Source organism: Lactococcus sp. LG1074 (genome assembly GCF_017309525.1).
GTDB classification, from domain to species: Bacteria; Bacillota; Bacilli; order Lactobacillales; family Streptococcaceae; genus Lactococcus; species Lactococcus petauri.
The window spans coordinates 591,310-617,676 of the sequence record NZ_CP071293.1; the positions used below are offsets into that span (position 1 = coordinate 591,310).

General features: G+C 37.9%; 27 protein-coding genes and 1 tRNA gene. 27 read left to right on the forward strand and 1 reads right to left on the reverse strand.

The window, feature by feature from the left end; translation table 11 throughout:
* Position 1: 1 nt before the first annotated feature.
* The 3 genes from alr (at position 2) to pnuC (ending at position 2,508) form a co-directional block, all read left to right on the forward strand.
* On the forward strand, positions 2–1,114 hold the full coding sequence (alr, locus tag J0J36_RS02855) for an alanine racemase (RefSeq protein WP_019293757.1): 1,113 nt from the start codon (positions 2–4) through the stop codon (positions 1,112–1,114).
* A 142-nt stretch (positions 1,115–1,256) separates the two neighbouring features.
* Entirely contained in the window at positions 1,257–1,688 is a 432-nt protein-coding gene (locus tag J0J36_RS02860; protein WP_019291994.1) for a Spx/MgsR family RNA polymerase-binding regulatory protein, read from the forward strand.
* 112 nt (positions 1,689–1,800) lie between these two features.
* Positions 1,801–2,508: a nicotinamide riboside transporter PnuC gene (pnuC, locus tag J0J36_RS02865; protein ID WP_017369001.1), complete on the forward strand. Its 708-nt coding sequence runs from the start codon at positions 1,801–1,803 to the stop codon at positions 2,506–2,508.
* 44 nt (positions 2,509–2,552) lie between these two features.
* Here the strand turns inward: pnuC and J0J36_RS02870 are convergent, their stop codons facing one another.
* Positions 2,553–2,873, reverse strand: coding sequence for a multidrug efflux SMR transporter (locus tag J0J36_RS02870; protein ID WP_019291995.1), 321 nt, complete (start codon positions 2,871–2,873; stop codon positions 2,553–2,555).
* A gap of 490 nt (positions 2,874–3,363) precedes the next feature.
* Here J0J36_RS02870 and J0J36_RS02875 point away from each other — a divergent pair, with 490 nt between their 5' ends.
* From J0J36_RS02875 to mraY, 24 genes are all read left to right on the forward strand, one after another.
* On the forward strand, positions 3,364–4,077 hold the full coding sequence (locus J0J36_RS02875; RefSeq protein WP_019291996.1) for a hypothetical protein: 714 nt from the start codon (positions 3,364–3,366) through the stop codon (positions 4,075–4,077).
* 107 nt (positions 4,078–4,184) lie between these two features.
* A complete protein-coding gene (locus J0J36_RS02880; RefSeq protein WP_019291997.1) occupies positions 4,185–5,030 on the forward strand; it encodes a bifunctional methylenetetrahydrofolate dehydrogenase/methenyltetrahydrofolate cyclohydrolase in 846 nt (281 codons plus the stop codon).
* A 74-nt stretch (positions 5,031–5,104) separates the two neighbouring features.
* Entirely contained in the window at positions 5,105–6,358 is a 1,254-nt protein-coding gene (xseA, locus tag J0J36_RS02885) for an exodeoxyribonuclease VII large subunit (RefSeq protein WP_019291998.1), read from the forward strand.
* 9 nt (positions 6,359–6,367) lie between these two features.
* Positions 6,368–6,592: an exodeoxyribonuclease VII small subunit gene (locus tag J0J36_RS02890; protein ID WP_014024456.1), complete on the forward strand. Its 225-nt coding sequence runs from the start codon at positions 6,368–6,370 to the stop codon at positions 6,590–6,592.
* 107 nt (positions 6,593–6,699) lie between these two features.
* Positions 6,700–7,755 carry a glycerate kinase gene (locus J0J36_RS02895; protein WP_019291999.1) on the forward strand — a complete coding sequence of 352 codons (1,056 nt, stop codon included), beginning with the start codon at positions 6,700–6,702 and terminating at the stop codon, positions 7,753–7,755.
* Between the two features lie 112 nt (positions 7,756–7,867).
* A complete protein-coding gene (locus J0J36_RS02900) occupies positions 7,868–8,044 on the forward strand; it encodes a hypothetical protein (RefSeq protein WP_019292000.1) in 177 nt (58 codons plus the stop codon).
* 125 nt (positions 8,045–8,169) lie between these two features.
* Entirely contained in the window at positions 8,170–9,021 is an 852-nt protein-coding gene (locus tag J0J36_RS02905) for a polyprenyl synthetase family protein (RefSeq protein ID WP_153924619.1), read from the forward strand.
* Positions 9,018–9,827 carry a TlyA family RNA methyltransferase gene (locus J0J36_RS02910; RefSeq protein ID WP_019292002.1) on the forward strand — a complete coding sequence of 270 codons (810 nt, stop codon included), beginning with the start codon at positions 9,018–9,020 and terminating at the stop codon, positions 9,825–9,827. The genes J0J36_RS02905 and J0J36_RS02910 overlap by 4 nt, the downstream gene beginning before the upstream one ends.
* A complete protein-coding gene (locus tag J0J36_RS02915) occupies positions 9,824–10,270 on the forward strand; it encodes an arginine repressor (RefSeq protein ID WP_019292003.1) in 447 nt (148 codons plus the stop codon). The genes J0J36_RS02910 and J0J36_RS02915 overlap by 4 nt, the downstream gene beginning before the upstream one ends.
* Before the next feature lie 11 nt (positions 10,271–10,281).
* Positions 10,282–11,946, forward strand: a complete 1,665-nt coding sequence (gene recN, locus J0J36_RS02920) for a DNA repair protein RecN (RefSeq protein WP_019292004.1) — start codon at positions 10,282–10,284, stop codon at positions 11,944–11,946.
* 7 nt (positions 11,947–11,953) lie between these two features.
* A complete protein-coding gene (locus tag J0J36_RS02925) occupies positions 11,954–12,913 on the forward strand; it encodes a DUF805 domain-containing protein (RefSeq protein WP_019292005.1) in 960 nt (319 codons plus the stop codon).
* A 57-nt stretch (positions 12,914–12,970) separates the two neighbouring features.
* Positions 12,971–14,188, forward strand: a complete 1,218-nt coding sequence (locus tag J0J36_RS02930) for an aminoacyltransferase (protein ID WP_019292006.1) — start codon at positions 12,971–12,973, stop codon at positions 14,186–14,188.
* Positions 14,188–15,234 (forward strand): peptidoglycan bridge formation glycyltransferase FemA/FemB family protein, encoded by a 1,047-nt coding sequence (locus J0J36_RS02935; protein WP_019292007.1) that lies wholly within the window; start codon positions 14,188–14,190, stop codon positions 15,232–15,234. Before J0J36_RS02930 ends, J0J36_RS02935 begins: the two co-directional genes overlap by 1 nt.
* Before the next feature lie 99 nt (positions 15,235–15,333).
* Positions 15,334–16,314, forward strand: coding sequence for an NAD(P)/FAD-dependent oxidoreductase (locus J0J36_RS02940; RefSeq protein WP_019292008.1), 981 nt, complete (start codon positions 15,334–15,336; stop codon positions 16,312–16,314).
* A 60-nt stretch (positions 16,315–16,374) separates the two neighbouring features.
* Positions 16,375–16,929 (forward strand): CvpA family protein, encoded by a 555-nt coding sequence (locus J0J36_RS02945; protein ID WP_019293745.1) that lies wholly within the window; start codon positions 16,375–16,377, stop codon positions 16,927–16,929.
* Between the two features lie 5 nt (positions 16,930–16,934).
* Complete coding sequence (locus J0J36_RS02950) at positions 16,935–19,271, forward strand: endonuclease MutS2 (protein ID WP_019292010.1); 2,337 nt, start codon at positions 16,935–16,937, stop codon at positions 19,269–19,271.
* Between the two features lie 86 nt (positions 19,272–19,357).
* Positions 19,358–19,672, forward strand: coding sequence for a thioredoxin (gene trxA / locus J0J36_RS02955; protein ID WP_019292011.1), 315 nt, complete (start codon positions 19,358–19,360; stop codon positions 19,670–19,672).
* Positions 19,673–19,867: 195 nt separating this feature from the next.
* A complete protein-coding gene (locus J0J36_RS02960) occupies positions 19,868–20,071 on the forward strand; it encodes a DUF2969 domain-containing protein (protein WP_004258597.1) in 204 nt (67 codons plus the stop codon).
* A gap of 89 nt (positions 20,072–20,160) precedes the next feature.
* Positions 20,161–20,232: transfer RNA gene (locus tag J0J36_RS02965), tRNA-Gln, on the forward strand.
* A 60-nt stretch (positions 20,233–20,292) separates the two neighbouring features.
* Entirely contained in the window at positions 20,293–21,462 is a 1,170-nt protein-coding gene (locus J0J36_RS02970; RefSeq protein ID WP_019292012.1) for a peptidoglycan bridge formation glycyltransferase FemA/FemB family protein, read from the forward strand.
* A gap of 119 nt (positions 21,463–21,581) precedes the next feature.
* Positions 21,582–22,523, forward strand: a complete 942-nt coding sequence (gene rsmH, locus J0J36_RS02975; RefSeq protein WP_004258590.1) for a 16S rRNA (cytosine(1402)-N(4))-methyltransferase RsmH — start codon at positions 21,582–21,584, stop codon at positions 22,521–22,523.
* Between the two features lie 32 nt (positions 22,524–22,555).
* Positions 22,556–22,936, forward strand: a complete 381-nt coding sequence (locus J0J36_RS02980; protein WP_019292013.1) for a cell division protein FtsL — start codon at positions 22,556–22,558, stop codon at positions 22,934–22,936.
* Positions 22,933–25,227 carry a penicillin-binding transpeptidase domain-containing protein gene (locus tag J0J36_RS02985; RefSeq protein WP_153924621.1) on the forward strand — a complete coding sequence of 765 codons (2,295 nt, stop codon included), beginning with the start codon at positions 22,933–22,935 and terminating at the stop codon, positions 25,225–25,227. The genes J0J36_RS02980 and J0J36_RS02985 overlap by 4 nt, the downstream gene beginning before the upstream one ends.
* Positions 25,228–25,314: 87 nt before the next feature.
* Entirely contained in the window at positions 25,315–26,307 is a 993-nt protein-coding gene (gene mraY / locus J0J36_RS02990; protein WP_017369022.1) for a phospho-N-acetylmuramoyl-pentapeptide-transferase, read from the forward strand.
* Positions 26,308–26,367: the final 60 nt, after the last annotated feature.

The window sequence follows — 26,367 nt, forward strand, 5'->3', positions numbered from 1 at the left end:
TATGAAAGCAGCACCACATCGCCATACACCAGCGATTATTAAATTATCCGCAATTGAAAATAATGTCAAAAAAATGCGCGAACATATCGGTGATAAACCAGAACTTTGGGCTGTTGTAAAAGCGAATGCTTACGGTCACGGAGCAGTTGCTGTTGCGCAGCATATTGATGGTCTTGTGGATGGTTTTTGTGTGTCCAACTTTGATGAAGCCATCGAGTTGCGTCAACAGTTGATTATTAAACCAATACTTGTACTGTCTGGTATTGTACCTGACCATGCAGAAATTGCAGCCAGTCAGCATATTACTTTAACAGCACCAAGTTTAAAGTGGCTCCAACAAGTCATTGATTCAAATAAAAATAAACACTTTTCACGTTTGCGTATCCATATCGCTGTCGATACAGGTATGGGCCGAATCGGTGTGACAACAGCAGAGGAAGCTAATCAAATTATCGAGCTAGCAGACCAATATAATATTAGTGTGCGAGGCATTTTTACACACTATGCCACTGCTGATGAAGAAGATACGACACAGTTTAAAGAACAAAAGGCAAAATTTGATGCCTTAGTTAGTCAATTGAGTCGTCGTCCAAAATATGTCCATTCGACAAATTCAGCGGCTGGCTTGTGGCAAAATCAAGAAGTGCAAGATATTGAACGTATTGGTTTAGCAATGTATGGTTTAAACCCAAGTGGTGATGAACTTGCTCTCCCTTATGAGTTGGAACCTGCTTTGAGCTTGCATTCTGAGTTGACGCACGTTAAAAAGATCCACAAGGGAGACACTGTGGGTTATGGGGCAACTTTCCGTGCAGAAGAAGATACTTATGTAGGGACTGTGTCTATTGGCTATGCGGATGGTTGGACCCGTGATATGCAAGGCTTTAAGGTCATTGTGGATGGGCAATACTGTGAAATTATTGGTCGGATTTCGATGGACCAGATGACGATACGTTTGCCGAAAAACTATGAGATGGGTACACAGGTCACACTGATTGGTAAAAATGGTGATAAAGAGATTACTGTTCAAGATATTGCCAACTGGCGTCATACGATTGGCTACGAAGTTATCTGTCTTTTATCAGATAGAATTTACCGTGTCTATGAAGAATAAAAGCTGCTTTTGTGCGGCTTTTTTTCATTACATTTTCATTTAAAAATAAGTCCTAAGTTGAGTAATTTGACAATGACTTTAAAAATGATATAATTATATTAAATACATATGAGATAAAATTAAGAAAAGTGAGGGAAGGGATATGATTAAAGTATATACTGTCATGGCTTGCAGTTCTTGCAAAAAAGCCAAAGAATGGCTAACGAATCACGAACTAGAATTCGAAGAAATCAACTTGATAACTGACAAAATAGATCCCGAAGACTTTCTTAAGATTTTCTCTTTAACGGAAAATGGAACAGAGGAGATTATTTCCACAAGAAGTCGTGCTTACAAACGCTTATCTTTGGATTTTGAACGCCTTTCCCTTCATGAGCTGGTTAAGATAATCGAGGAAAATCGTACATTATTGCGTCGCCCTTTGATCCTTGATGATAAAAGGTTGCAAGTGGGCTACAATGAAGATGACATTAGGAAGTTTTTACCACGTTCAGTACGTCGTGTCGAAATGCTTGAGGCGTCTCATAATATTCGTCAGTTAGACATAGAACGAGCACTAGAAGAACAAGCATAAGAGAAAAATGGAACAGAAATTGTTTCATTTTTTTGTGTATTTCGTAAAAGAAATTCGTTTTTTCATTCCCGTCCGTGTTATAATTTAATAATCAAATTAAAAAGAGGGAACAATGAAAAACTATATTATTTGGTTGAAACATGAACTCAAATCTATCAATACAGCTGGCAGCGTAATGCTGGCTTTTATCATAGGCGTACAGCTTGCTTTTTTTCTTACGGCGCCAATAACTTTATTGTCTGTGATTACACTTTTTGCGACTCTTGTAGGCTCGGCTTGTACGGTCTATATGATGATTGGGCGGCCGATTAATGGTTTACTCGGATTAATTAGCGCTTTCGGCTTTATTTATATTAATTGGACTGCAGGACATTATGCTTCTGTTTTAGATCAAATCGTCTTTATCGCCTTTATTGATATTCCTTTAATCCTGACTTGGAAAACCTGGGGACATCGTATTGAAAACGGTGTGAAGTTTATGACGGTCAAAGGTTGGTTTATTGCAATAGCTTTAATGCTAATCGCTTGGTGGCCAATGATGCAAGTTTATGCACATTTGGGGGATACGAACCCTTTATGGGATTCTATTACGCTGATTATTGGCGCAACAGCTTCATTACTCGTTTTCAAAGGCTATGGTGACAGTTACTCTTTATGGTTACTTTCTAATATTGTAACCATTGTATTATGGGCTACAGCATTTGCACAAGGCTACTCTGCTAGTGCATTGCCGATGCTTCTCACCATCATCTTCTATTTGGCGACAGCGCTCTATGGGAAATATTTTTCAGTATGGAAAAGAGCAAACAAAAAAGCCTAATTTAAAGCTAGGTTTTTTGTTTTCCTCTAGAAAGCCGAGACAAATCAATGACCACTTGTAACTTTTATCCCGATTAGTCCAACAACAAGCATCAGAACAAAGACCCAAGTCAGTGAAGGGACCTTGTCCTTAAAGATAAGGGCACCCACTAAGATAGCCCCGACAGCTCCAATTCCTGTCCAGATGGGATAAGCAATTCCTAAAGGAAGTTTCTTCATAGCTAAGGTCAAAAATCCAAAACTAACAAGCATTCCGATAATCGTTAAAATATCATACTTGATGATAGAAAAACCTTGACTTAACTTCATTGTTGAAGCCCAAACAACTTCAAAGATTCCCGCTAGAAATAAAAAAATCCACGACATATTACACCTCTTTCGAAAAGATTATTGAGCTAGCGTTAAAGGACCAGAAAAGAGCTAGCAAGTGATAAATAAAAAGAGTCATGTCAACTAACCACAAGGCCTAAGGTTAGTTGGCATGACTCTGATAAGCATCGCTCCGGCGAGTGATACTTTAGTCCTTCTTTATTATATTATCATTATTTCACATTTGCTACCTAAGGTCAAGTTCTAGACTTGCGAGATATGAAATGAGCAGCAAAGAGATAAGCATCGAAGCTGATTTTTCTCAGCCATCATGAAAGGGATAAGTAAGATAAAAGTTAGAGGAGAGATTTAACTCAAATAATAAAACTGCTATAATAAAAACAGATAAATTTAAACAAAAAAAGGAGTCCATGGTAAATACACTATGGACTCCGGGTTGATTTATACTTTTATTCTATCACTAAATCAGAGGTTTAGCTGATAATTTGATTATTATTTTGAAAAGTTTATGTAATGGAGGATGAAAATGAATCTTTTTATGACCTTTATAATCTATTCGGTTATTGGCTGGCTTTGGGAGACAGTCTATTGTTTAGTTAAATATAAACGCTTTGTTTTCTGCGGTGTACTCTTGGGTCCGTATTGCCCAGTTTATGGCTGCAGTATCGCTACGATTCTTCTTTTAACAAGAGATATTCAAAATTCCCATCATCTTTTTCTACTCTATTTATTTATCGTCTTAATTGTTACGCTTATTGAATATATCGGCAGCTGGATATTGGAAAAGTTATTTAACATGAAGTTATGGGATTATTCAAATCTTCCCTTAAATTTTCAAGGAAGGGTAGCTCTTCCTATTTCTATATTTTGGGGTATAGGTGGTTTGGTATTGATCAAGCTTATTAATCCAGTCATCCAAGATTTTTTGAGGGGATTACTAACAGTAACAGGCGATACACTTGTATTTATACTAGTGCTTATTTTTCTAGCCGATGTTGTTTCCACATTTAGCTTTACACTATCAGCTAAAAAGGATTTCATGCCGCTTGTTGATTCTTCGGACAATCAAAATCCTAACTTGAAAGAATTGAGGTTCAAGCATATTTTTGTTGCTGATAAACCCTCAACTAATCGTCAAAAAATATTGGAATGGCTTAGCAATAAACCGACCAAGTTTAAGTATTATAACTTAAAAAGGATTATCAAAAATCATCCTAATATCAAAATTATCAAAAAATAATAGCCAGATTCTGGTACTTTAGCTGAAAACGAACGTTCCCGAAAAATTTTTTCGAATCACGAAACACCTATTGGCACATATTTATGGAGTCTGATATAATAAATAGTATGAAAATAATTGATGGAAAAGCCCTTGCTGAAAAGATGCAAGAAGAACTCAAAAATAGAGTTATCAAACTGAAAGAACAAGGCATTCAGCCAGGACTCGCTGTCATTTTGATTGGAGAAAATCCAGCCAGTCAAGTTTATGTGCGAAATAAAGAGCGTGTAGCTGCAAAGCTTGGATTTAAGTCAGAAGTGATTCGGCTTCCTGAAACAACGTCTGAAGCGGAGCTGTTAGAGCTTATTGAAAGCTTTAACGAGGATCACTCTTGGCACGGAATTCTTGTGCAGTTGCCGCTGCCTTCACATATATCAGAAGAAAAAGTCTTACTCGCGATTTCTCCTGAAAAAGATGTAGATGGCTTTCATCCAATAAACATGGGTAAATTGTGGAGCGGAGCGCCATTAATGATTCCTTCAACACCAGCAGGAATCATGGAAATGTTCCGTGCTTATAATGTTGAACTTGCAGGAAAAAAAGCTGTTGTTGTGGGACGCTCTAATATCGTTGGAAAACCGATGGCACAACTGATGATGATGGCTAATGCTACTGTTACTATTGCACATTCACGTACAGAAAATCTTTCTGAACTTACACGTTCTGCTGATATTTTAGTCGTAGCCATTGGCCAAGACCGTTTTATCAAAGCAGAAGATGTAAAAGAAGGGGCAACAGTTATTGATGTCGGTATGAACCGTGATGAGAATGGAAAACTTCATGGAGATGTTGACTTTGAACAGGTGAAAGAAATTGCTGGATTAATCACGCCAGTACCTGGAGGCGTGGGTCCGATGACAATCACTATGTTGATGGAACAGACTGTACGTGCAGCAGAAGCCTCCGTAAAATAAAAAAGAAAATTTCGTCCAGATTTATTTACAAGTCAGTACATGTAGATAAGCAGTGGATTTAGAAAGATTAAGGCATGACAGAGTATTTAACCGTATCAACTCTAACAAAATACTTAAAAGCAAAGTTTGATCGCGATCCATATTTGGAACGCGTTTATTTGACCGGAGAAATTTCTAACTTTCGCCAACGACCTAATCATCAATATTTTGCAATTAAAGACGAAAAGTCTGTCATACAAGCAACGATGTGGGCAGGTCAATTTAAAAAGCTCGATTTTAAACTTGAAGATGGAATGAAGGTGCTTGTAACAGGGCGTATCAGTCTTTATGCTCCATCAGGTTCTTATTCTATTAATATTGAAAATATTGTACCTGATGGTATCGGCGCTTTGGCAGTTAAGTTTGAACAGTTGAAGAAAAAGCTAACAGCGGAGGGATTATTTAATCCACAATGGAAGCAAGAGTTGCCGCTTTTTTCCAAAAAAATTGCAGTAATTACTAGTCCTTCTGGAGCTGTTATTCGAGACATTATTACTACCGTAAATCGCCGCTTTCCGATGAGTCAGATATTACTCTATCCGACAAAAGTTCAAGGAGCTGGCGCTGCGGAAGAAATCGCCGCAAATATTGAAGCAGTGAATAATCGATCTGATATCGATATTCTTATTGTTGGACGTGGAGGAGGATCGATCGAAGACCTTTGGTGTTTTAACGAAGAGATTGTCGTTCGTGCTATCTTTGAGTCTCGTATTCCCGTTATTTCTTCGGTCGGTCACGAGACGGATACGACCTTGGCGGATTTTGTTGCAGATCGCAGAGCAGCTACACCAACAGCCGCTGCTGAACTTGCAACTCCTAATACAAAACTAAATTTGCTTGCTTGGTCAAATGACCAAGAACTTCGTATGAGAAATCGTGTAACACACCTCATCAAGGTCCAAAGAGAACGGGTGGAAAAATTATCAAATTCGGTTGTTTTTCGTCAGCCGGAGCGTCTCTATGATGGACATATTCAGAAAATCGATCACCTCACGAGTCGTTTACAAAATTTAACTAAAACTAAGCTGAGTCGTGAGAAACACCGCTATGAACTAATATCAGGAAAACTAGTACCTGCTTTTGCAAAAAGCTATGAGCAAAAGAAAAATCAAGTGGATAACTTGGTACAGGCGCTTCTGTTGATGGATATTAGTAAAATCAAGGCGCGTGGTTTTTCAGTGGTAACTGCGAATGATGGTAAAATTATAAAGAGTGTTCACGATGTTCGAGCTGGTGAGACAGTGAATATCGATTTGAGTGATGGCACCGTTCATGCAGAAATAAAGTAAAGGATACATATGGCAACAAAAAAAGAAGCAAAATTTGAAGAAAATTTAGCAGAACTCGAAACAATCGTAAAAAAACTAGAAAGCGGAGATGTGGCTTTAGAAGATGCCATCTCTGAATTTCAAAAAGGAATGCTCCTTTCTGAAAAACTCAAAACAACATTAAATGAAGCCGAAAAAACACTGGTAAAAATCGTCGGAAAAGACGGATCTGAGAGTGAATTTTTAGGAGAATAAAAAGATTGCTTAGGCAATCTTTTTTTTGTTATGGCTTCCTGAATTAATTTTTTACACAAAGGTTTGGTGCTATAATAACACTAGCAAGTAAAAGTGAGGAAAAAAATATGAAAGTTGTAGTAGCAATAGATTCTTTCAAGGGATCAGCCACGAGTGCTGAGTTGAATCAGGCAGTAAAAAATGGGATTTTAGCTGCATTTCCCAAAATCAATGTTGAGACGTTTGAAATTGCTGATGGGGGCGAAGGAAGTGTGTCTGCTCTTCAATCTGGTTTAGGTGGGAATCTTATTAATGTTAAAACAGTTGATTTAATGCAACATCCCATGCGTGCTTCCTATTTGCTCATCGACGAGCGTCTGGCTGTGATTGAGGCAGCTGAAGTTGTTGGCATCAATAAGATTAAACCAAACGAAAAGACAATCCAAGAAGCCACTACTTTCGGACTTGGCGCTTTATTTCTTGATGCTAAAAAAAGAGGAGCGACTGAGATTATTTTAAGCCTGGGAGGGAGTGGCACCTCTGATGGTGGGTTGGGCCTTTTGGAAGCTCTAGAAGCTGAAGATTTTTCGGAGATAAAAATTACAGGCCTAGCAGATGTTACTAATGTTTATGCTGGCGCTGAAGGATATGCCAAAGTTTTTGGAAAGCAAAAAGGTGGTACAGCAGAAATTCTGGAACAACAGGATAGAGCTGCACAAGCTTTTGTCCAAAAGATAAAAAAAGAGAGAAAGATTGATTTACAAAAGATTCCAGGGACAGGTGCAGCTGGTGGTTTAGGTGGTGCTCTTATCCTACTAGGGGGTACACTTGAGCCTGGATTTAATAAAATAGCTGAGCTTTTAAAGATTGAAGAAGCAATCAAAACGGCGGATTTGATTATTACAGGCGAAGGGCAGATGGATTTCCAAACAGCCAAGGGCAAAGTTCCGTTTGGAATGGCAAAGCTGGGAGCGAAATATCATGTCCCTACAATCGCTTTTTGTGGCAGTTTATCGGAGGATTTAGGAGAGATGAATAAGGTCTTACTGGCAAGTTATAGCATTCAGAGAAAGGTGCTTCCTTTAGCAAAAGCAATGGAAAAAGAAGTAACGCTAAAAAACATCGAAGTGTTAACGAAAAATGTCCTGAAAACATGGTGTTCTGGACAAAATGATTGTCAATAAAGACTTGTGACAGTGAATTTTGATCATGTTTGAATAAAACTCGCTTCAGTACGAATCATTGATTTGTATGTCAGCACTTGTGTTATAATAACACTATAAAAAAGGAGAAATTATGGATTTAAATAACCTTGTAGATAAAGCAAAAGATTTGGCTTCAAACGTGCCAGAGGATATAAAGCAAAAAGCAGAAGAAGTTATTGATGAGCAAGTGGATAAATATACTCCAGAAAATATGAAAGAACAAGCTCAAGGGCTCGTAGATGGCTTAAAAGGCAAACTCGGTCTATAATTCTTAAGTGCACGTAAACGTTCCTTATTTTAAAGAACGTTTTTTTCGTATTGAGAAATTATGTAAGAGTGAGGTACTCTATTTTCTATTGGACATTATTTCTGTGAAATGGGATAATATAACTAATGATTACCGATATGAATAGGCTCAATCAAGAGCTGATAAAATTTTATAAAAAAGCTGATGTTCCTCAACATCTTGCAAATGCTGTGACTTACTCACTTGCTGCAGGAGGTAAAAGAATTCGTCCACTTTTGTTTCTGAAGATGTTAGAATCACTAGGAGTTACACTTGAAACAGCACATTATCAAGTGGCGACAACTGCTGAGATGATTCATGCGGGCAGCTTGATTCATGATGATCTACCCGCTATGGATAATGATGATTACCGCCGAGGTCAGCTCACCAATCATAAAAAGTTTGATGAAGCAACAGCGATATTGGCGGGAGATGCGCTCTTTTTAGATCCCTACTATCTATTGGCTACTGCTTCTTTACCAGCTGCAATGGTTGTTTCCTTAGTCAAAGAACTTTCTTTTGCAAGCGGTGCTTTGGGTATGGTTGCTGGACAAATTTTAGATATGGATGGCGAAGGAAAAACATTATCTTTAGAGCAAGTAAAGAAAATTCATCATTTGAAAACAGGAAGAATGTTAACCTTTCCTTTTGTTGCTGCTGGAATTATTGCTGAACAGTCTGAAGCAGTAATCGCAAAACTAAGAGAAATTGGTCAAAATCTAGGCTTAGCTTTCCAAATACGTGACGATATTATTGATGTTACGGGAACATTTGAAGAAATAGGAAAAACGCCTGGAAAGGACCAAGCAGAAGAAAAGTCAACCTATGTGGCCTTACTCGGATTAAAAGGAGCTCAAGAAGCTTTAGAAGAATTATTAACGGCTGTGAAAAGTGATTTGGCACAAATAACTTCAAGTGCTGAAATTGTCGAAATTATAGAAAGTTTAGAAATAAAATGAAAGAAAGAGTAGATGTTTTAGCAGCAAATCAAGGCTTGTTCGAAACGCGAGAACAAGCAAAACGGGGAGTTATGGCTGGTTTAGTAGTAGATGCCAAGTCAGGGGAACGCTTTGACAAACCAGGACAAAAGATAGAAGAAGCAACAGAACTAAGACTCAAAGGTGAAAAACTTAAATATGTGAGTCGCGGTGGCTTGAAATTAGAAAAAGCTCTTTTAGAGTTTGGACTTTCTGTAGAAAATAAAACTTGCTTGGATATTGGAGCTTCAACTGGTGGTTTTACAGATGTTATGCTACAAAACGGCGCCAAACGTGTCTATGCCCTCGATGTCGGGACAAACCAACTGGCATGGAAACTTCGTAAAGACGAGCGTGTGGTTGTTATGGAACAGTTTAACTTCCGCAAGGCTGTCTTAGATGATTTTACGCAAGGACAACCTGAGTTTACTTCGATTGATGTGAGCTTTATCTCACTTGACTTGATTTTACCGCCTTTGTTTGATATTTTAGCTCAAGATGGTGATGTGGCTGCCTTGATCAAGCCACAGTTTGAAGCTGGTCGTGAGCAAGTGGGGAAAAATGGTATCATTAAAGATCCAAAGGTTCATAAGCAAACGATTGACAAAGTGATTCAAAAAGCTTTGAGTACTGGATTTTCAGTCAAAAATCTCACCTTTTCACCAATTAAAGGTGGCGCAGGAAATGTTGAATTTCTAGTGCACTTAAAAAAAGAAGAGACAGCTACAGTGGCGCCTCTTGTTGATATTGAAGCTGTACTCCAAACAGAAAAGGAAACATTAGTATGAGAAGAGAAGAACGCCTTGATTTTATTTCAAGACTCATCACAACTAAAGAAGTACAAACACAAGATGAGCTTGTCCAAGATCTTTTGGCTAATGATATTGATGTGACACAAGCCACAGTCTCTCGTGACATTAAGTCACTTGCCCTAATTAAAATTCCTGGAAGTCGTGGGGGTTATCGTTACGCATTGCCCCAACAACATGATGAAGAACAAAAGGACCTGCTGCATAATGAGTTAGCCAATGAGGCCATCTTAGAATTGAAGATGCATGATAATATGATTTCAATCACTGCTAAACCAGGGACGACCAGTGTGATTAAAAAAAGCCTCATCAATCGTTACAATAAGAAGATTTTTTCTATTATGACGGACGATGATAGTATTTTGATTATTTGTGAAACAAGACGGCAAGCAAATACCGTTTATGACGAATTAAGTTTGTAAAAGGAAAAAGTATGCTACAAGAAATTTCTATCAAGAACTTTGCGATTATCGAAGAGATTCATCTTTCTTTTGAAAGTGGGATGACCATTTTGACTGGGGAGACAGGCGCTGGTAAGTCAATCATTATTGATGCTATGGGACTTTTACTCGGTGGACGGAGTTCCAGTGATTTTGTCCGTACAGGTAAAGATAAGGCCGAAATTGAAGGTCTATTTTTTGCAGGGAAAAATGCAGAGTTGGATCAAAAGTTAGAAAACTTGGGCCTTGAAAGAAGTACTGAGCTCATTTTACGCCGTGATATTTTTGCTAATGGGCGCTCTGTTTGTCGGGTGAATGGGCAAATGGTAAATCTGACTACCTTACGTGAAATCGGCGAGCTTTTGGTTGATATTCACGGGCAACATGACAATCAAGAATTGATGAATGCTAAACACCATCTTCGACTTCTTGATGAGTTTGGTGATGAAAATTTTGAACAAATTAAGGCAGAATACCAAGTTAAGTTTGAGCATTATAAAAAAATTCGTCAAGCACTTGAAACACGTCAAAAGAACGAACAAGAATTTGCCCAACGTATCGAAATCTTGCAGTTTCAAGTTGAAGAAATTGAAGCAGCTGAGATTGATCTAAAAGAAGATGAGCAATTGCAGATTCGCCGTGATAAGCTGAACAACGCTAAAAATATAGCAGATGCTTTAAATACAGCCTATTTGGCTTTAGACGATGAAGAGGGTGATTTTTCAAGTCTGAGCGGAATACGTACAGCCATGGCAGAACTCGAAAATGTTGCAGAATTTGATCAAGATTACCAAGATTTGTCTGATAAAACGATGGATGCTTATTACTTGCTTGAGGAAGTTTCAACCAAGTTATCAACAGCAATTGAAGGTATAGAGTTTAATCCCACAGAACTTTTGCAAATCGAAGAGAGAATTCTCATTTTGAATACTTTGCGAAAAAAATATGGTCCAGAACTTTCTGACGTGTTGAAAACCTTGGAAAAAATCCAACTTGAACTCTCAGATTTGATGGGTGGAACTGAAAATAGTGAGAGCCTTGAGGAAGCACTGAAAGAAGCGCAAGCAGAATTACTAATTGCAAGTGAACATCTTAACACAGCACGTCATGCAATCGCGAAAGAATTAGAGACAGATATTAAAAAGGAACTTGCTGATTTGTATATGGAAAAAGCTGATTTTTCTGTACAGTTTGAGAGTGGGAAATTCTCAAGCAAGGGTAATGAACAAGTAGAGTTTTATATTCAAACTAATCCAGGTGAGGGGTTCAAACCCTTGGCCAAAACGGCTTCAGGAGGCGAACTTTCACGCTTGATGCTTGCTATTAAATCAAGTTTTTCAAGACGTGAAAATAAAACATCGATTGTGTTCGATGAGGTTGATACAGGTGTATCTGGACGAGTAGCCCAAGCTATTGCTCAAAAAATTTATAAAATCGCTCAAGCAGGTCAAGTTTTAGCTATCTCACATTTACCACAGGTGGTGGCTATTGCGGATACACAATTTTATATTGAAAAGGCGTCGACAGATGATGTCACTACTTCAACAGTAAGAAAATTGAAACTGGAAGAGCGAGTTGAAGAAGTAGCAAAAATGTTAGCTGGAGATGACATAACAGTAGAAGCTCTCGCGCAAGCAAAACGATTATTAATGAAATGAGGAGATTATGTTTAATTTGAAAGAGTTCAAACAATCCTATCAAAAATTTTGGTTAGGCTATATTTCTTTTAAAGAAAGAACCAGTCGAAAAGACTATTGGCTCGCAATGTTAGGCCATATTTTAGTGACAGTTGTCCTACTTGCCTTTGCCACTTTGTTCCATCTTTTATCAAGTGATGTTTTACCAGATTTGTGGTCTGTATTTTCATATTTTTTCATTGCTTTATGGATATGTTATGGTCTAGTGGCTTTCTGCCCTTTCTTGGCTATAGCCGTACGTCGCTTACGCGATGTTAGTCTTCCTTGGGAATTGATTTTTGTAATTCTAGCTCCTTTTGGTGGTTTCTTCGGTATTCTTATTTTGAATGCTCTGCCTGGTGCTCAAGCTGCAGCGGACTTACCAGAATTTTCAGCACCAACTTATGGACCAGCACGGATAGAAGAAAATGGTAAAGAGAACTTTTTGCAAGCGATCAAAAACTATTTTCTCGGTTATGTTTCCTTCAGAGGAAGAACAAGTCGCCTAAGTTTTTGGTTTGTTCAACTGATATTTGCTCTGGTATTTGCAGTGCTAGGAGTAATGTTTGTGGGGATTCATTTCTTTGAAAACATCCTCTTCGGAGGTGCATTTATTGCGACCTGGATGATGCTTGCCTTACTCTTTCTTATCGCAGTCGGCTTCTTGTTACCCACACTTGCATTATTTACACGTCGCTTACGCGATACTGGTTTATCCAATTATGGGATTGGATTAATCTTTTTTGTAGCTTTGTCTTTGTTCTTATTGAGCAATATAAGCCACGCTGTAGATGCTGTTAGCTTTGGAATTCATGATTTTTCATTGCTCAATTATCTTCTATTCCTTGCTGACTTTGTCTTCATTATTACTCTCCTCTTTGTTTTACTTCAAGACAAAGATCAACTTTTACAAAAGGAAAAAACACTTCTATTTAGAAGGAAAGGCTGAAATATTCAGTCTTTTTTGCTATAATAAATAAAATCACTAAAGAAATAAGGATATGTTTTGAATTATAAATTAAGAGAAATTTCAGCTGAAGAATTCGCTCAATTCAATGAAAATGTAAGCCAAGGGAGTTTTTTACAGACTCCTGAAATGGCAGAGCTGATGATGGCAAACGGCTGGGAAGTAACTTTGTTGGCTGTCCAATCAGATAAAATTGAAATGGCTGCTCTTTTGGGCGCAAAAAATATGACTGGAGGAAAACACTACGAAATCCAGTATGGCCCAATTTACCAAGAGTACCAAGAAGACGTAGAAAAGTTTTTCTACAAAGAATTACGTCAGTTTGTTAAAGACCATGGTGGCATGGAACTTTTAGTTATTCCTAATACAAATTATCAAGAGTTTGATAGTACAGGTAATGCGTTGACTGCCGAAAACAAGCAGTTTATTCAATCAATGCAGGAGTTGAATTACGAACATACGGGCTTAGAAGTTGGTTACAACAAACGTGGCGAGTCTACATGGCACTATGTGAAAGATCTTTCTGATATCGCAGATGATAAAAAACTTTTAAAATCTTATACGAAAGATGGACAATACTCTGTTAAGAAAACCCAACAGTTTGGGATTCGAGTGCGTCCTTTAGCTTATGAAGAACTTGATAAGTTCAAAAAGATTACTTCAGAAACGTCGGAACGCCGTGGTTATGATGATCATGATTTGCCTTACTACCAAAGTCTTTATAAAACTTTTGGCGACAAGGCAGAGTTTTTAGTGGCTGAGATTAATTTCGCAGACTATGAAGCGGCAATTTTAGCTCAAATGGATAAACTTACTGGACAGATTGAAAAAACGAAAAAAGAAGGTAAACGCAAAGAGTTAGAAAGCCAGCTAGAAACTCAAAAAGTTCGTTTAGCAGAAGCGCGTGAATTTATTGTTCAACATGGGCGCGAGGATATTATCTTAGCGGGATCACTCTTTATCTATGGTGCAAGTGAAACTATCTATCTGTTTAGTGGATCATATGAAGCTTTTAAAAAGCTATATGCGCCGTTTGCTATTCAGCATTACGTAATGAAGAAAACCCTTGATAAAGGCGTGAAAAGTTATAATTTCTTTGGAGTAGCTGGAACTTTTGACGGTACAGATGGTGTTCTGCACTTCAAACAGAACTTTGCAGGGTATGTTGTACGTAAAGTTGGTTATTTCAATTATTATCCAAAACCAGTTAAACACAAAGTTTTAAGTATGGTTAAGACACTTTTAGGTAGAAAATAATGGAATTCTTAGAAATCTCACAAGAACAATTTACAGCTTTTGCAGCTGAAAAAACGGAGTCATTTTTACAAACCCCACAAATGGCAGAAATGTTGGAAAAACGTGGTTATAAACCGATTTTCCTCGCTGTAAAAGTCAATGACCAGATTAAAATGGCAGCACTTATGACTTCTGTTTCTGTTTCAGGCGGTGCAAAGTTGGAAATTAACTTTGGCCCTATTGGCAATTTTGATCAGATGGTCTATAACTGTTTTATTCAAGAATTAAAAAAATATGCGAAAAATCAGCAAGCTCTAGAAGTGAAGATACGTCCAGCTGTCGACTATATGGTTTATGACAGCAAAGGTCAAGAGCTTCAAGAAGCTAATGAGTCTTTCATTTCAGAAATGAAAAAGCTTGGCTTAACTTACAATGGGCGACATGTGGGTTATGAAGAGCAGGATGCCGTTGCCGAATGGCAATACATCAAAGATCTTTCTGAAATACACAGTGAAGAAGAACTTCTCAAGAGTTACAACTCTAACGCAAAACGTAACGTTAAAAAAGCGATAAAAAATGAAGTAACAGTTAAAATAGCTACTTATGAAGAACTCTTTGAAGTGGAACGTTTGATTGGTAACACAGGTGAAAAGCGTCATTTTGCAACCAAAGATTTGGCCTATTATCAAGAACTTTATAAGGCTTTTGGCAATAAAATCGAATTTTTGATTACTTATAAAGATGGAGTCGCAATTGCAGCTGGTGTCTTTATTGAAGTCAATCAAGAATTTCTTTACCTTTATGGTGGATCTGACGGCGCTTATGGCAAGTTAGGTGGCCCTTTCCTTATGCAGCATACAGCCATGCTTCATGCAATTGAGCGTCAGATGAAAACCTATAATTTTTATGGTATCTCAGGAAACTTTGATGGCAGTGATGGTGTTTTGAAATTTAAGCAAAATTTTGGGGGCTATATCACACAAAAAGTAGGAGAATTCTCCTACTATCCAAACCCTGTAAAATATAAACTTATTCAAGGTATGAAAAAAATATTAGGGCGTGTTTAACTTAAAAAGCTGACGAAATCGTTTCGTCGGTTTTTTGTGTTAAAGATGGATGGAATTTAAAATGTAAAAAACTTTTGACAAATTTGCTATAATGAAGGCATGGAAACTTTATACGATTTAACAATTATCGGTGCTGGTCCTGTTGGACTTTATGCCGGGTTTTATGCTGGGATGCGGGGGATGACGGTCAAGATAATCGAAGCTCTAGAAGAAGCTGGCGGTCAACCTCAAACACTTTATCCAGATAAAATGATATATGATATAGCAGGTTTGCCTGAGATTTCAGGAGCAGATCTAACGGCCAACCTTTTGGCACAACTTGCTCGCGTGCCACATGAACTATATTTAGATGAAAAAGTTGAAAATATTAGCCAAGAAGAGGAAAATAAGCATTTTGTACTGCAAACAAGTAAAAGTACACATCATTCGAAAGCAGTATTGTTAACAACAGGATCTGGCTTGCTCAGTCCGCGTAAGCTTAATCTCGAGCAAGAAGAAGAACTTCATGCATTAGGGAAATTGAATTACTTTATTCAAAACTTAGAAGAATATCGTGAAAAAGAAGTTGCGGTTCTTGGTGGGGGAGACAGTGCACTGGATTGGGCACTGATGTTGGAAAAAGTTGCCAGCAAAGTTCACCTTATTCATCGTCGACCTTCTTTCCGAGCCCATGCTTTAACAGTGGCAGAGCTGGAACAATCAACCGTTGAAATACATACCCCTTATCTTCCGCAGGAGCTATCACCTGAAGGCCTTAAGTTGCAACGTGTAAAATCCGATGAGCTCAATCATTTAGCAGTAGATAAAATACTCGTAAACTATGGAATGATGACAAACCATGTTGATTTAAATGAAGAACTCGAACTAAGTCGTAGAGGAAGAATAACAGCTAACCGCCAACAAGAGACAAATCTCGCAGGTCTTTATGTAGCGGGAGATGCCAGTGATTACGATGGGAAAGCTCCCTTAATGTCAGTTGGTTTTGGAGAAGCTGTACTGGCAATCAATGATATGACTCAAAAGCTTGAATTTAGCCATAGCTTACAAAAAGGACATTCTTCAAGCCTGTTTGGTAAATGAGGAGAAAATAAGGTATAATGGGTAGTAAACGAATGATTTACAGAAATTTAGGAAAACATTATGCTTATTAACTTACTTATCTTAATATTACTTATATGGGCCTTTCTGGTTGGCTATTCAAGAGGTCTAGTCTTACAGGCTTTATATAGCTTGGGGATCATTATATCTGCAATTATTGCCTTCTTAAATTATAAGGAACTTGCTTCAAAATTAACGATGTGGGTACCTTTCTCCAGTGCAACAGCAGATTCACGATTACTGTTTTTTGATAATAACTTGCTTTTCCAAATCGATGATGCCTTCTATGCTGGTCTTGCTTTTATGATTATTTTCGTTATTTCTTATGCGGTGATACGTCTACTCGGACTTTTTGTCCACATTACACGTTTGCAACCCTTCGGAAAAACTGGAAAAATTATCGCAGGTGTTCTTGCACTCGGAGCAACTTATTTCGGCCTACAAATGGCTGTTACTTTACTTGCGCTTGTACCCATGCCCACTGTTCAAAACCATTTGAATGCTTCCGCTTTGGTTCGCTTGATGGTTAGCCACACTCCGATTTCTTCGGGGATGCTGAAAAATATATTTATTGAAAATATAATAGGTAATATTTAGAATTTATGAATAAAAAAATTATCCAAATTTTAGAATTTGACAAGGTCAAAGAGCAATTCTTGGCCTTTTTAACAACCGCTCAAGGTAAAAAAGAGTTGGAAGAACTAGAACCCCTCTCTGATGCCACTAAAATCCAAAACTTATTTGATGAATTGGCAGAATTTGAAAAGTTAGCTCAAGAAAATGGACAAATTCATCTTTCGAAAACAGCAGATATCAGTGAAATTTTACGCCGCTTAGAGTTAGATGCTCAATTGAGTGGGCGAGAGTTTGTTGAAATAAAAAAAGTTGTCCAACAAGGCCTTAATATTCTGCGTTATTTTGACGAAGCAGAGAATGTTGAAATACCAACACTTGAGGAACTCATCCAAAAATTCTCAGATCTTTCTCCTGTACATAAAACACTTGAAATTTTTGATAACTCTGGTTCACTTTATGATAATGCATCTGCTGAACTGATGCACATTCGTTCAGCCATTAAACGTTATCAGTCAGATATTAAAAAGGTGATGCAGGAACTTTTGTCTAAAAATGCAGGTTCTCTCACTGAAAATTTAATCACGGTTCGTAATGATCGCCAAGTGTTGCCTGTACGTGCAGACAGTAAAAATAAAATAGCAGGTGTGGTGCATGATATGTCTGCCTCAGGACAAACACTCTATATTGAACCCAATGCTGCCGTTTCGCTTAACAATAATTTAAACCAAAAGAAAATCGAAGAAAAAAATGAAATGCTTCGAATTTTTCGAGCAGTCAGTGAAGAACTTAAACCCTACAGTTTGGATATTCGGCAAAATGCATGGTTACAAGGTCATCTCGACTTGATTAAAGCCAAGTATAACTACTTATTGAAGCATAAGGCTAGTATTCCTGAGTTAACCCAAAACAAAGACATCTGTTTTTATGAGGCACGTCATCCTTTGATTGATCCAAATGTAGTTGTGGCCAATGACATCAAATTTGACAGTAGTTTAAACACAATTGTAATTACGGGACCAAATACTGGGGGTAAAACAATTACCCTAAAAACTGTAGGTCTGCTTACTATTATGGCGCAATCTGGTTTGCCTATTCTTACCAGTACAGGCAGTCGTGCACATGTCTTCCAGGATATTTTTGCGGATATTGGGGATGAACAGTCAATTGAGCAAAGTCTCTCGACTTTCTCTAGTCACATGACCAATATTGTCGCTATTCTAGACAAGGCAGATCATAACGCATTGGTGCTCTTTGACGAACTTGGTGCAGGGACGGATCCCAAAGAAGGTGCCGCTTTGGCCATTGCAATTTTAGAATATTTACGTGGTAAACATGTGAAGACAATGGCGAGTACGCACTATCCAGAACTTAAAGCATATGGTGTTGAAACACCTGAAGTTCTTAATGCGAGCATGGAGTTTGATATCGACAAAATGCGCCCTGTTTTTCGTCTGCAGCTGGGTGTACCAGGTCGCTCAAATGCTTTAGAAATTTCACGACGTTTAGGTTTGTCAGACCAAATCATTCAGGAGGCTAGTAACTTGGTTTCTGATGAGGAACACGATGTCAATCATATGATCGCAAGCTTAGAGGAAAAAACGCGTGAAGTAACAGAAGCAGCAGCCAATATTAAGAAGTTAGAACGAGAAAATATAAATCTTCATAAAGATTTAACCAAGGTTTATGATCAGATTAATCGAGAGCGTGAGCATGAGCTAGAGAAGGCAAAACAAGAAGCCCAAGAAGTTGTGAAAAAGGCGAGTCAAGAAGCTCAAGAAATTCTCAAAACATTGAATGATAAAGCGCAGCTTAAACCTCACGAAATCATTGCAGCCCGTAGCGAGCTTGAAAACCTAGTTCCATCTGTTGATTACAGTAAAAACAAAGTTTTGAAGAAAGCTAAGGCACAACGTGGGTTGAAGCAAGGAGCTGAAGTGGTGGTTACAGCATATGGGCAACGTGGAAAACTTATTCGTCTTGAAAAAGATGGACGTTGGCAGGTGCAAATGGGATCAATAATGACCAAACTGCAAGAAGATGAATTTGAGCTAACAGAGGAAGAGCTTGCTAAGAACCAACCTGCAAAAACGAAAGCCGTAACCCGAAAAGTAAGCAATAAAGTGAAAGCACAGCTTGATTTACGTGGTATGAGATATGAGGAAGCAGAGCTAGAATTGGATAACTATATTGATCAGGCCTTGCTTGCTAACTTATTACAAATTACCATTGTTCATGGTATCGGAACTGGTGTGATTCGTGAAATGGTACAGAAGAAGCTGCAAAAACATCGGCATATTAAGAGTTATGAGTATGCTCCTGTGAACGCTGGCGGAAGTGGCGCAACAATTGCAACCTTGAAATGACTCAAAATATAAAAACAATCATAATATTTGTAAAGTAGATAAAAATTCGCTAGAATGTACTCATAATAAAGAACGAGGAACGAAAAATGGAATATAACATTACTGATGCTACATTTAAAGAAGAAATCAAAGAAGGACTGGTACTAGTAGATTTTTGGGCAACTTGGTGTGGTCCTTGTCGTATGCAAGCTCCAATTCTTGAACAATTAGGAGAAGAACTTGACGAGTCTGAACTTAAAATTTGTAAGTTAGACGTTGATGAAAATCCTGAAACACCTCAAGCTTTTGGCGTTATGAGCATTCCAACTTTGATTTTCTTTAAAGACGGTCAAATGGTGAAACAAGTTGTCGGTGTTCAAACAAAAGCTCAATTGAAGGCAGTTGTAGCAGAACTTTCATAAGAAAATAAAAAGAATGCCTCTTGGGGTATTCCTTTTTTTATTTCAAATTATTGGATATGTTTGACAATAAGGTACAGTGCAATTAAAAGGGAAGACTCACACGAACAAAAACAGCGTGACAAAAACTCGGCAAAATGGTATCATTGAAAAGTTGAGATGGAAATCTCTAGATATGAAGGATAAAGGAGACTGATGATGTCGAAGAAAAAAGATACAGAAATTGAAGTTATTGACACAAAAACAGGTGTTCAAGTCAAATCAGGTAAAAAAATCATCGCTGATATTAATGAAGAAAATGGTAGTTTTGTTGTTGTGGCTTCTGGTAAAGAACTGGCGGTTACCCGAAATTTTGCAGATGCCATGGAAGAAGCAATCAAAGCCTATAATTTAGGCGCCTAATTTTATTTTATATCTCAGAGGTTAGAGTTAATCCTTGAAATCCTCTCATGATTTTGATAAAATATTTACTGTTGTCGAAAGATAGACAGTGGGGTATAGCCAAGCGGTAAGGCAAGGGACTTTGACTCCCTCATGCGTTGGTTCGAATCCAGCTACCCCAGTTGGTCAAACAGGTTCAAACTGAGCCTGTTTTTTTTAATAATTTTTGATAGAATAGAGATATGTACACAGTAAAAATTGGACTCGATCCTCAACTACATGACAAGTTTGTTGCTGCCTCTGGTATGCCAAACCTTTTACAAACCTCAAAATGGGCGACCATCAAAAGCAGTTGGAAATCGGAAATCATTGGATTTTATCAAGATGATAAGCTGGTTGCAAGTAGCTTGGTCTTGATTCGCCCTCTTCCATTGGGATTCACAATGTTTTATATCCCACGCGGAATTTTGATGGATTATACAGATAAAGCTTTATTAAAGTTTGTTCTGTTAGAATTGAAAAAATTTGGTAAAAGTCAAAAAGCACTTTTTATCAAGTTTGATCCGGCTTACAAATTTGACGATGCATATGATCTTCTGACGAATTTAACAAGTGCAGGTGTTGAGTATACTGGACGTACTACAGAAATGCATGATACGATTCAGCCTCGCTACAATGCTGTCATTTATAAAGAAGATTTTTCAGAAGAAAATTTAGATAAAAAAACACGTCAATTTATTCGCAAAGCACGCAATTCTTATCCAGAAGTTACTTTTGGTGGAAAGGAGTTAGTTCCTGTTTTTGCTGAATTGATGAAGAAGACAGAAGCACGTAAAAACGTAAGTCTTCGTAATGCTGATTATTATACAAAACTTTTAGACACCTATGGATCGGATGCTTTTATTACTTTAGTAAAATTTAATATGGCTAAGGTAAAAAAAGATATGGAAGCAAATGTTGAAAAGATTAAAGATAATCAAGCAAAAGCCAAAAATGAAAAACGCTTAAAAACTTTAACTGAAGAACTTGCTATTGCTGAGAAAAACGTTGCGGACATTACGCAGTTTATCGCAGAAAAAGGAGAGATTATTCCGGTAGCAGGAACTTTATCTATCAATGCTTTTGGCGCTGCTGAAACCCTTTATGCTGGGACAGATACAGCATTCCAAAAATATTATCCTTCTTATCTAGTATGGTTTGAAACAATTCAACATGCATTTGAAAATGGAGCAAATACTTTGAATATGGGTGGCCTTGAAAATTCCCTTTCCGAAAAAGATGGATTATTGAAGTTTAAAAAGCACTTCAATCCACGTATTGAGGAATATGTAGGCGAGTTTGACCTCCCTGTAAGTAAACTTCTTTATAAAATGGCAAACGCCATGTATATGCGTCGAAAGACCAAACATTAAGAACAAGAGAAAAAAAGTTTACAATATATTGTAAACCACTATACATTTTGGAGAAAAATGTTATAATGAATATTAGCTATTAGGGAAGGATGGCGTTTTTCGCCTGTAAACTTGTAAACATGGAATTCAAGCATGATACTGTAATGCTACACGAAACTGTTGATATGCTTGAGGTGAAACCTGATGGCATCTATGTGGATGCAACTCTTGGTGGTGCAGGTCACAGTGAGTATCTTTTGAGTAAGTTGACAACAGGTCATCTCTACGCATTTGACCAAGATGATACTGCCCACGAAAATGCAAAGGTTCGTCTTAAAGCTGCTTTGGCGGAAAACAAGGTGACATTGATAAAGAGTAACTTCCGCTACTTACGTTCAAGTCTTGCAGACTTAGGAGTTACAAAAATTGATGGTATTCTTTATGATTTAGGTGTCTCAAGCCCACAGTTTGATGACAGCCAACGTGGTTTTTCTTATAAGAAGGAAGCACGATTAGATATGAGAATGGATCAATCTCAAGCACTTTCTGCATATGAAGTTGTAAATGACTATCCTTATGAGGATTTAGTACGCATCTTTTACCGCTATGGTGAAGAGAAGTTTTCAAAGCAAATTGCTCGAAAGATTGAACAAGCACGTAAGCTTCAACCTATTGAAATGACGACAGAGCTGGCGGATATCATTAAGTCAGCACTTCCTCAAAAAGAGCTCAAGAAAAAAGGCCATCCTGCCAAGCGTATTTTTCAAGCAATCCGAATCGAAGTAAATGACGAACTAGGAGCAGCTGAAGAATCAATAGAAGAAGCGATTGATCTGCTTAACGTTTCTGGACGAATAAGTGTGATTACTTTCCATTCTTTAGAGGATCGTTTAACGAAAACAATTTTTAAAGAATACAGCACAGTTGACGTGCCGAAAGGACTTCCTATGATTCCGAAAGATATGGAAGCAAAACTCAAGTTAGTCAATCGTAAGCCCGTTCTTGCGAGTGAAGAAGAACTTGCTTTTAACAATAGAGCGCACAGTGCTAAGCTTCGTGTGGCTGAAAAACAAAAAGATTAAAACTGATGAAAAAGGAGAGAGGAGAGAAAAATATGGCAGCGCAACCTAAAGAATATTTTGACATTGAAACAGCGGCCAAAAAGGACAGCTATGCGATTTCAAAAGACTCATTAGCACCAGAAGTTTTGGCCAAAAAGTTCAAAAGATTTTCTGGGGTTGAAAAAGTATTTTATCTTTCTATGGTAGTCGTAGCCTTGATGCTTGCGGTTACTCAACTCTTCATTCAAACAAAAACGCAAGAAATTGAAAGTAGTACCTTGCACTATAACAGTCAAATTACTGTTAAAGAGCAAAAAAATTCTGAGTATGACCAGAAAATTCAGGAGTTAACATCCCAAGACAAATTACAAAAAGTTACGGATAAGTATGGTATCTCCTACAATTCTGATAATGTATTGAAAGCGACAAAATGAAAAATATTTTTCGAATAATTACTCCCCCTTTCAGACGTATTTCGAAAAAAGCGAAAAAAAGTCATCAAAGACCTGAACAAAATCGTAAACATGTAGGTAAAAGTCTATTTGTAGTAGCTATTGCTCTGTTTGCGATTTTTATATTTCGCTTTGTCTGGATTATTACAGTGAATCAAATCGGTGGTGTAAACATCTCCGAAATGGCTAAGACGAACTATTTAAACACAACGACTGTTTATGCTAAGCGAGGCACAATTTTTGACCGAAATGGTGTGCCACTTGCAGTTGATGCAAGTGATTACACGATTTATGCTGTGCTCGATAAGACACAAGTCGACAATAACAATAATAAGCTTTATGTTGATGAGGCTGACTTTCCGAAAGTTACAGAATTTCTTAATAAAGAATTGGGAATTGACAAGGAGTTGATTGAGCAACAACTCAATTCTGGAAAAGCTCAAGTCCAATTTGGTTCGGCAGGAACAAAGATTCCTCTCGCTAAAATGGAAAAGATAAAAAAAGATGCAGAGAATGCTGGATTAGTAGGTATTGGTTTCACACCTAACTTGACACGTTCTTATCCAGAACCAAATTACGCTTCACAATTTGTAGGTATAGCTTCTTTGAAAACGCCTGGGGATTCTGCCTCTGGTTTGGTTGGAATCAACGGCTTAGAAGCCTCGTTTAATGATGTTCTCAGCGGTACAAATGGTGAGGAAACTTATGAGAAAGACCGTTATGGTCGTCCCTTACCAGGAACAACAACAGTAAGCAAGCAGGTAAAAAATGGTCAAGATCTTTATACAACCTTAGATGCCCGTTTGCAAGGTAATCTTGAATCGCTGATGGATACAGCTGTAGAAAAGTCAGGTGGTCAGCAACTTTCTGCCACACTGATGGATGCACACACAGGTGACATCTTGGCTACAACACAGCGTCCAACAATTACCGCCAATAACTTTAATGATAAAGCAGCGCGGGAACAGCCACATTTCACAGAGAACAGCATGCTTTACCAGTCACAATTTGAACCTGGTTCTGTTATGAAAACTTTCTTGATGGCTTCAGCTTTGGACAGTAATAAAGTGGATCTGAATGCCTCTTACTTCCGTCGTGTCAATCTCTATGATGTCGTTATTAATGACTGGGATGCCAATGAAAGCGAAGATGGAACTTTTAAACTTCCATCAACAGTTACTTTTGCTCAAGGGTTCATGATGTCTAGTAATACTGGAATGACACGGATTGTTCAAAATATGGGTAGCGACCTCTGGGACAGCTACTTGCGCCGCTTTAAATTCGGTGTTCCAACCCGTATTGGGATGGGTGGAGAACAGTTTGGTGCTCTTCCTGACGATAACCCAGTATCTCAAATCCAATCTTCATTTGGGCAAGGTATCAGTACAACACAAATTCAACTTCTACGTGGTTGGACAAGCTTTGCAAACAAAGGAGAAATGCTTGAACCTCATGTTGTGAATAAAATTGTAGACAAAGATAAAAATACCTATTTGCAAAGTAAGGCAGAAGTTGTTGGACGTCCGGTGTCCGAAGATGCGATAAATAAAACAAAAGATTTGATGGTAGGTGTTAATACTGACCCAACATGGGGAACTTCTTATCTGACAGTAGAATCGCAAGGGCATGAACCTGGCCCGCTCTTCATGGTTAATGGCAATACAATGGCTGTCAAAACAGGTACAGCACAGATTGCATCGGATACAGGTGGCTATATGAAGGGAATGCAAGATAATATTTATTCTGCAGTTGCCATGTATCCACCAGAGAATCCAGATTTCATTTTCTATATGAATATCAAAATTCCATCAAGCACTTGGTCATTGACTTATATCTCAGATGTTGCTAATTCTTTGATTACGCGCGCAGAGCAAATAAAAAACCAAGAAGCAGCTCCACAGGATACTTCAGGTCTGAAGGCTGGAAAAGTTACTCTCGAAGATTACACAGGGAAATCTCCAGGTAACGTTTCAGATAGTCTACGTCGTAATCTTTTAGCACCGATTGTGATTGGTCAAGGTACAAAAGTAACCAAACAATCTGTAGCTAAAGGGCAAGAAGTTGGGGCAAATACACCTGTCATGCTTCTTACTGATGGCGATCATATCATGCCAGATATGTTTAAATGGTCTAAAGAACAAGTTGAGCAACTCGCAAAATGGTATAATCTGAAAATTGAATATCAAGGTTCTGGCGACCATGTGAACACACAAAGTGTGGGAATGGGAACCAAACTTAAAGACAATCAAACAATCACAGTCACAATGAATTAGGCGAAAATTTTCGCCTCTTTCAATTTTGAGCTGAGTAAGCTCTATAAATAAAGGAAACAAAGTTTCTAAGTAACAGTCGGAGGCACTATGTTAATCACTGCATTTTTAGCAGCTCTAGTCGCGTTGGTTTTGACCGCAATTGGAATACCACGCTTTATTATGTTTTTTCATAAGAAAAAACTTGGGGGACAACCCACTCTTGAAGAAGTAAAACAACATGCAAGTAAGTCAGGCACACCAACCATGGGAGGTCTTGTATTTGTAGTTGCAGCCCTCCTAGTTTCAGCAGTATTTGCTCTGATTTTTGCACAATTTACTCCTATGTTCATCACAGCATGGTGGGTATTAGCGATGTACTCTCTGATTGGTTTCTTAGATGACTTCATGAAAATCTTTAGCCAAAAAAATCATGGCGGGCTTAAAGCCAGTCATAAACTCTTAGCCCAAATAGCCACAGGTATTGTTTCTTATCTTATCTTGATGCAGGTGGATAGTACAAATGTACTTAATATCTTGGGGTGGAAAATTGATTTAGGATGGTTCTTTGCAGTTTTCATTATCTTCTGGCTTGTAGGTTGGTCAAATGCCGTGAATCTTACAGATGGTATTGATGGCTTAGCCAGTATCACAGTGGCTATCTCTCTCAGCGCATATGCTGTAATTGCAGCTGCTCAAGGACGATATGATGTCCTACTTATCATTCTTTCTGTCATTGGTGGTTTGATTGCTTTCTTTTTCTTCAACCACAAACCAGCAAAGATCTTTATGGGAGATGTGGGAAGCCTTGGTTTAGGAGGTTTTATTGCCATCGTTTCGATTCTTTTACATGTCGAATGGACGCTCCTTTTGATTGGCTTTATCTATATCTTAGAAACCGTTTCTGTTATGATGCAGGTTTCGTACTTTAAAGTAACACATGGTAAACGTATTTTCCGTATGACGCCGATTCACCATCATTTTGAACTTGGTGGCTTCTCTGGTAAAGGAAAAGGTTGGAGTGAATGGAAGATTGATATTGTCTTTTGGTGTGTGACAGCACTTTTATCTATTTTAGCTTTAGTCATTTATTTTAATATATAAAAAAGAGGGAGGTATTTCCTCTTTTTTTGTCCTCTATTTAAGTTGAGTGCATTTTAAGAT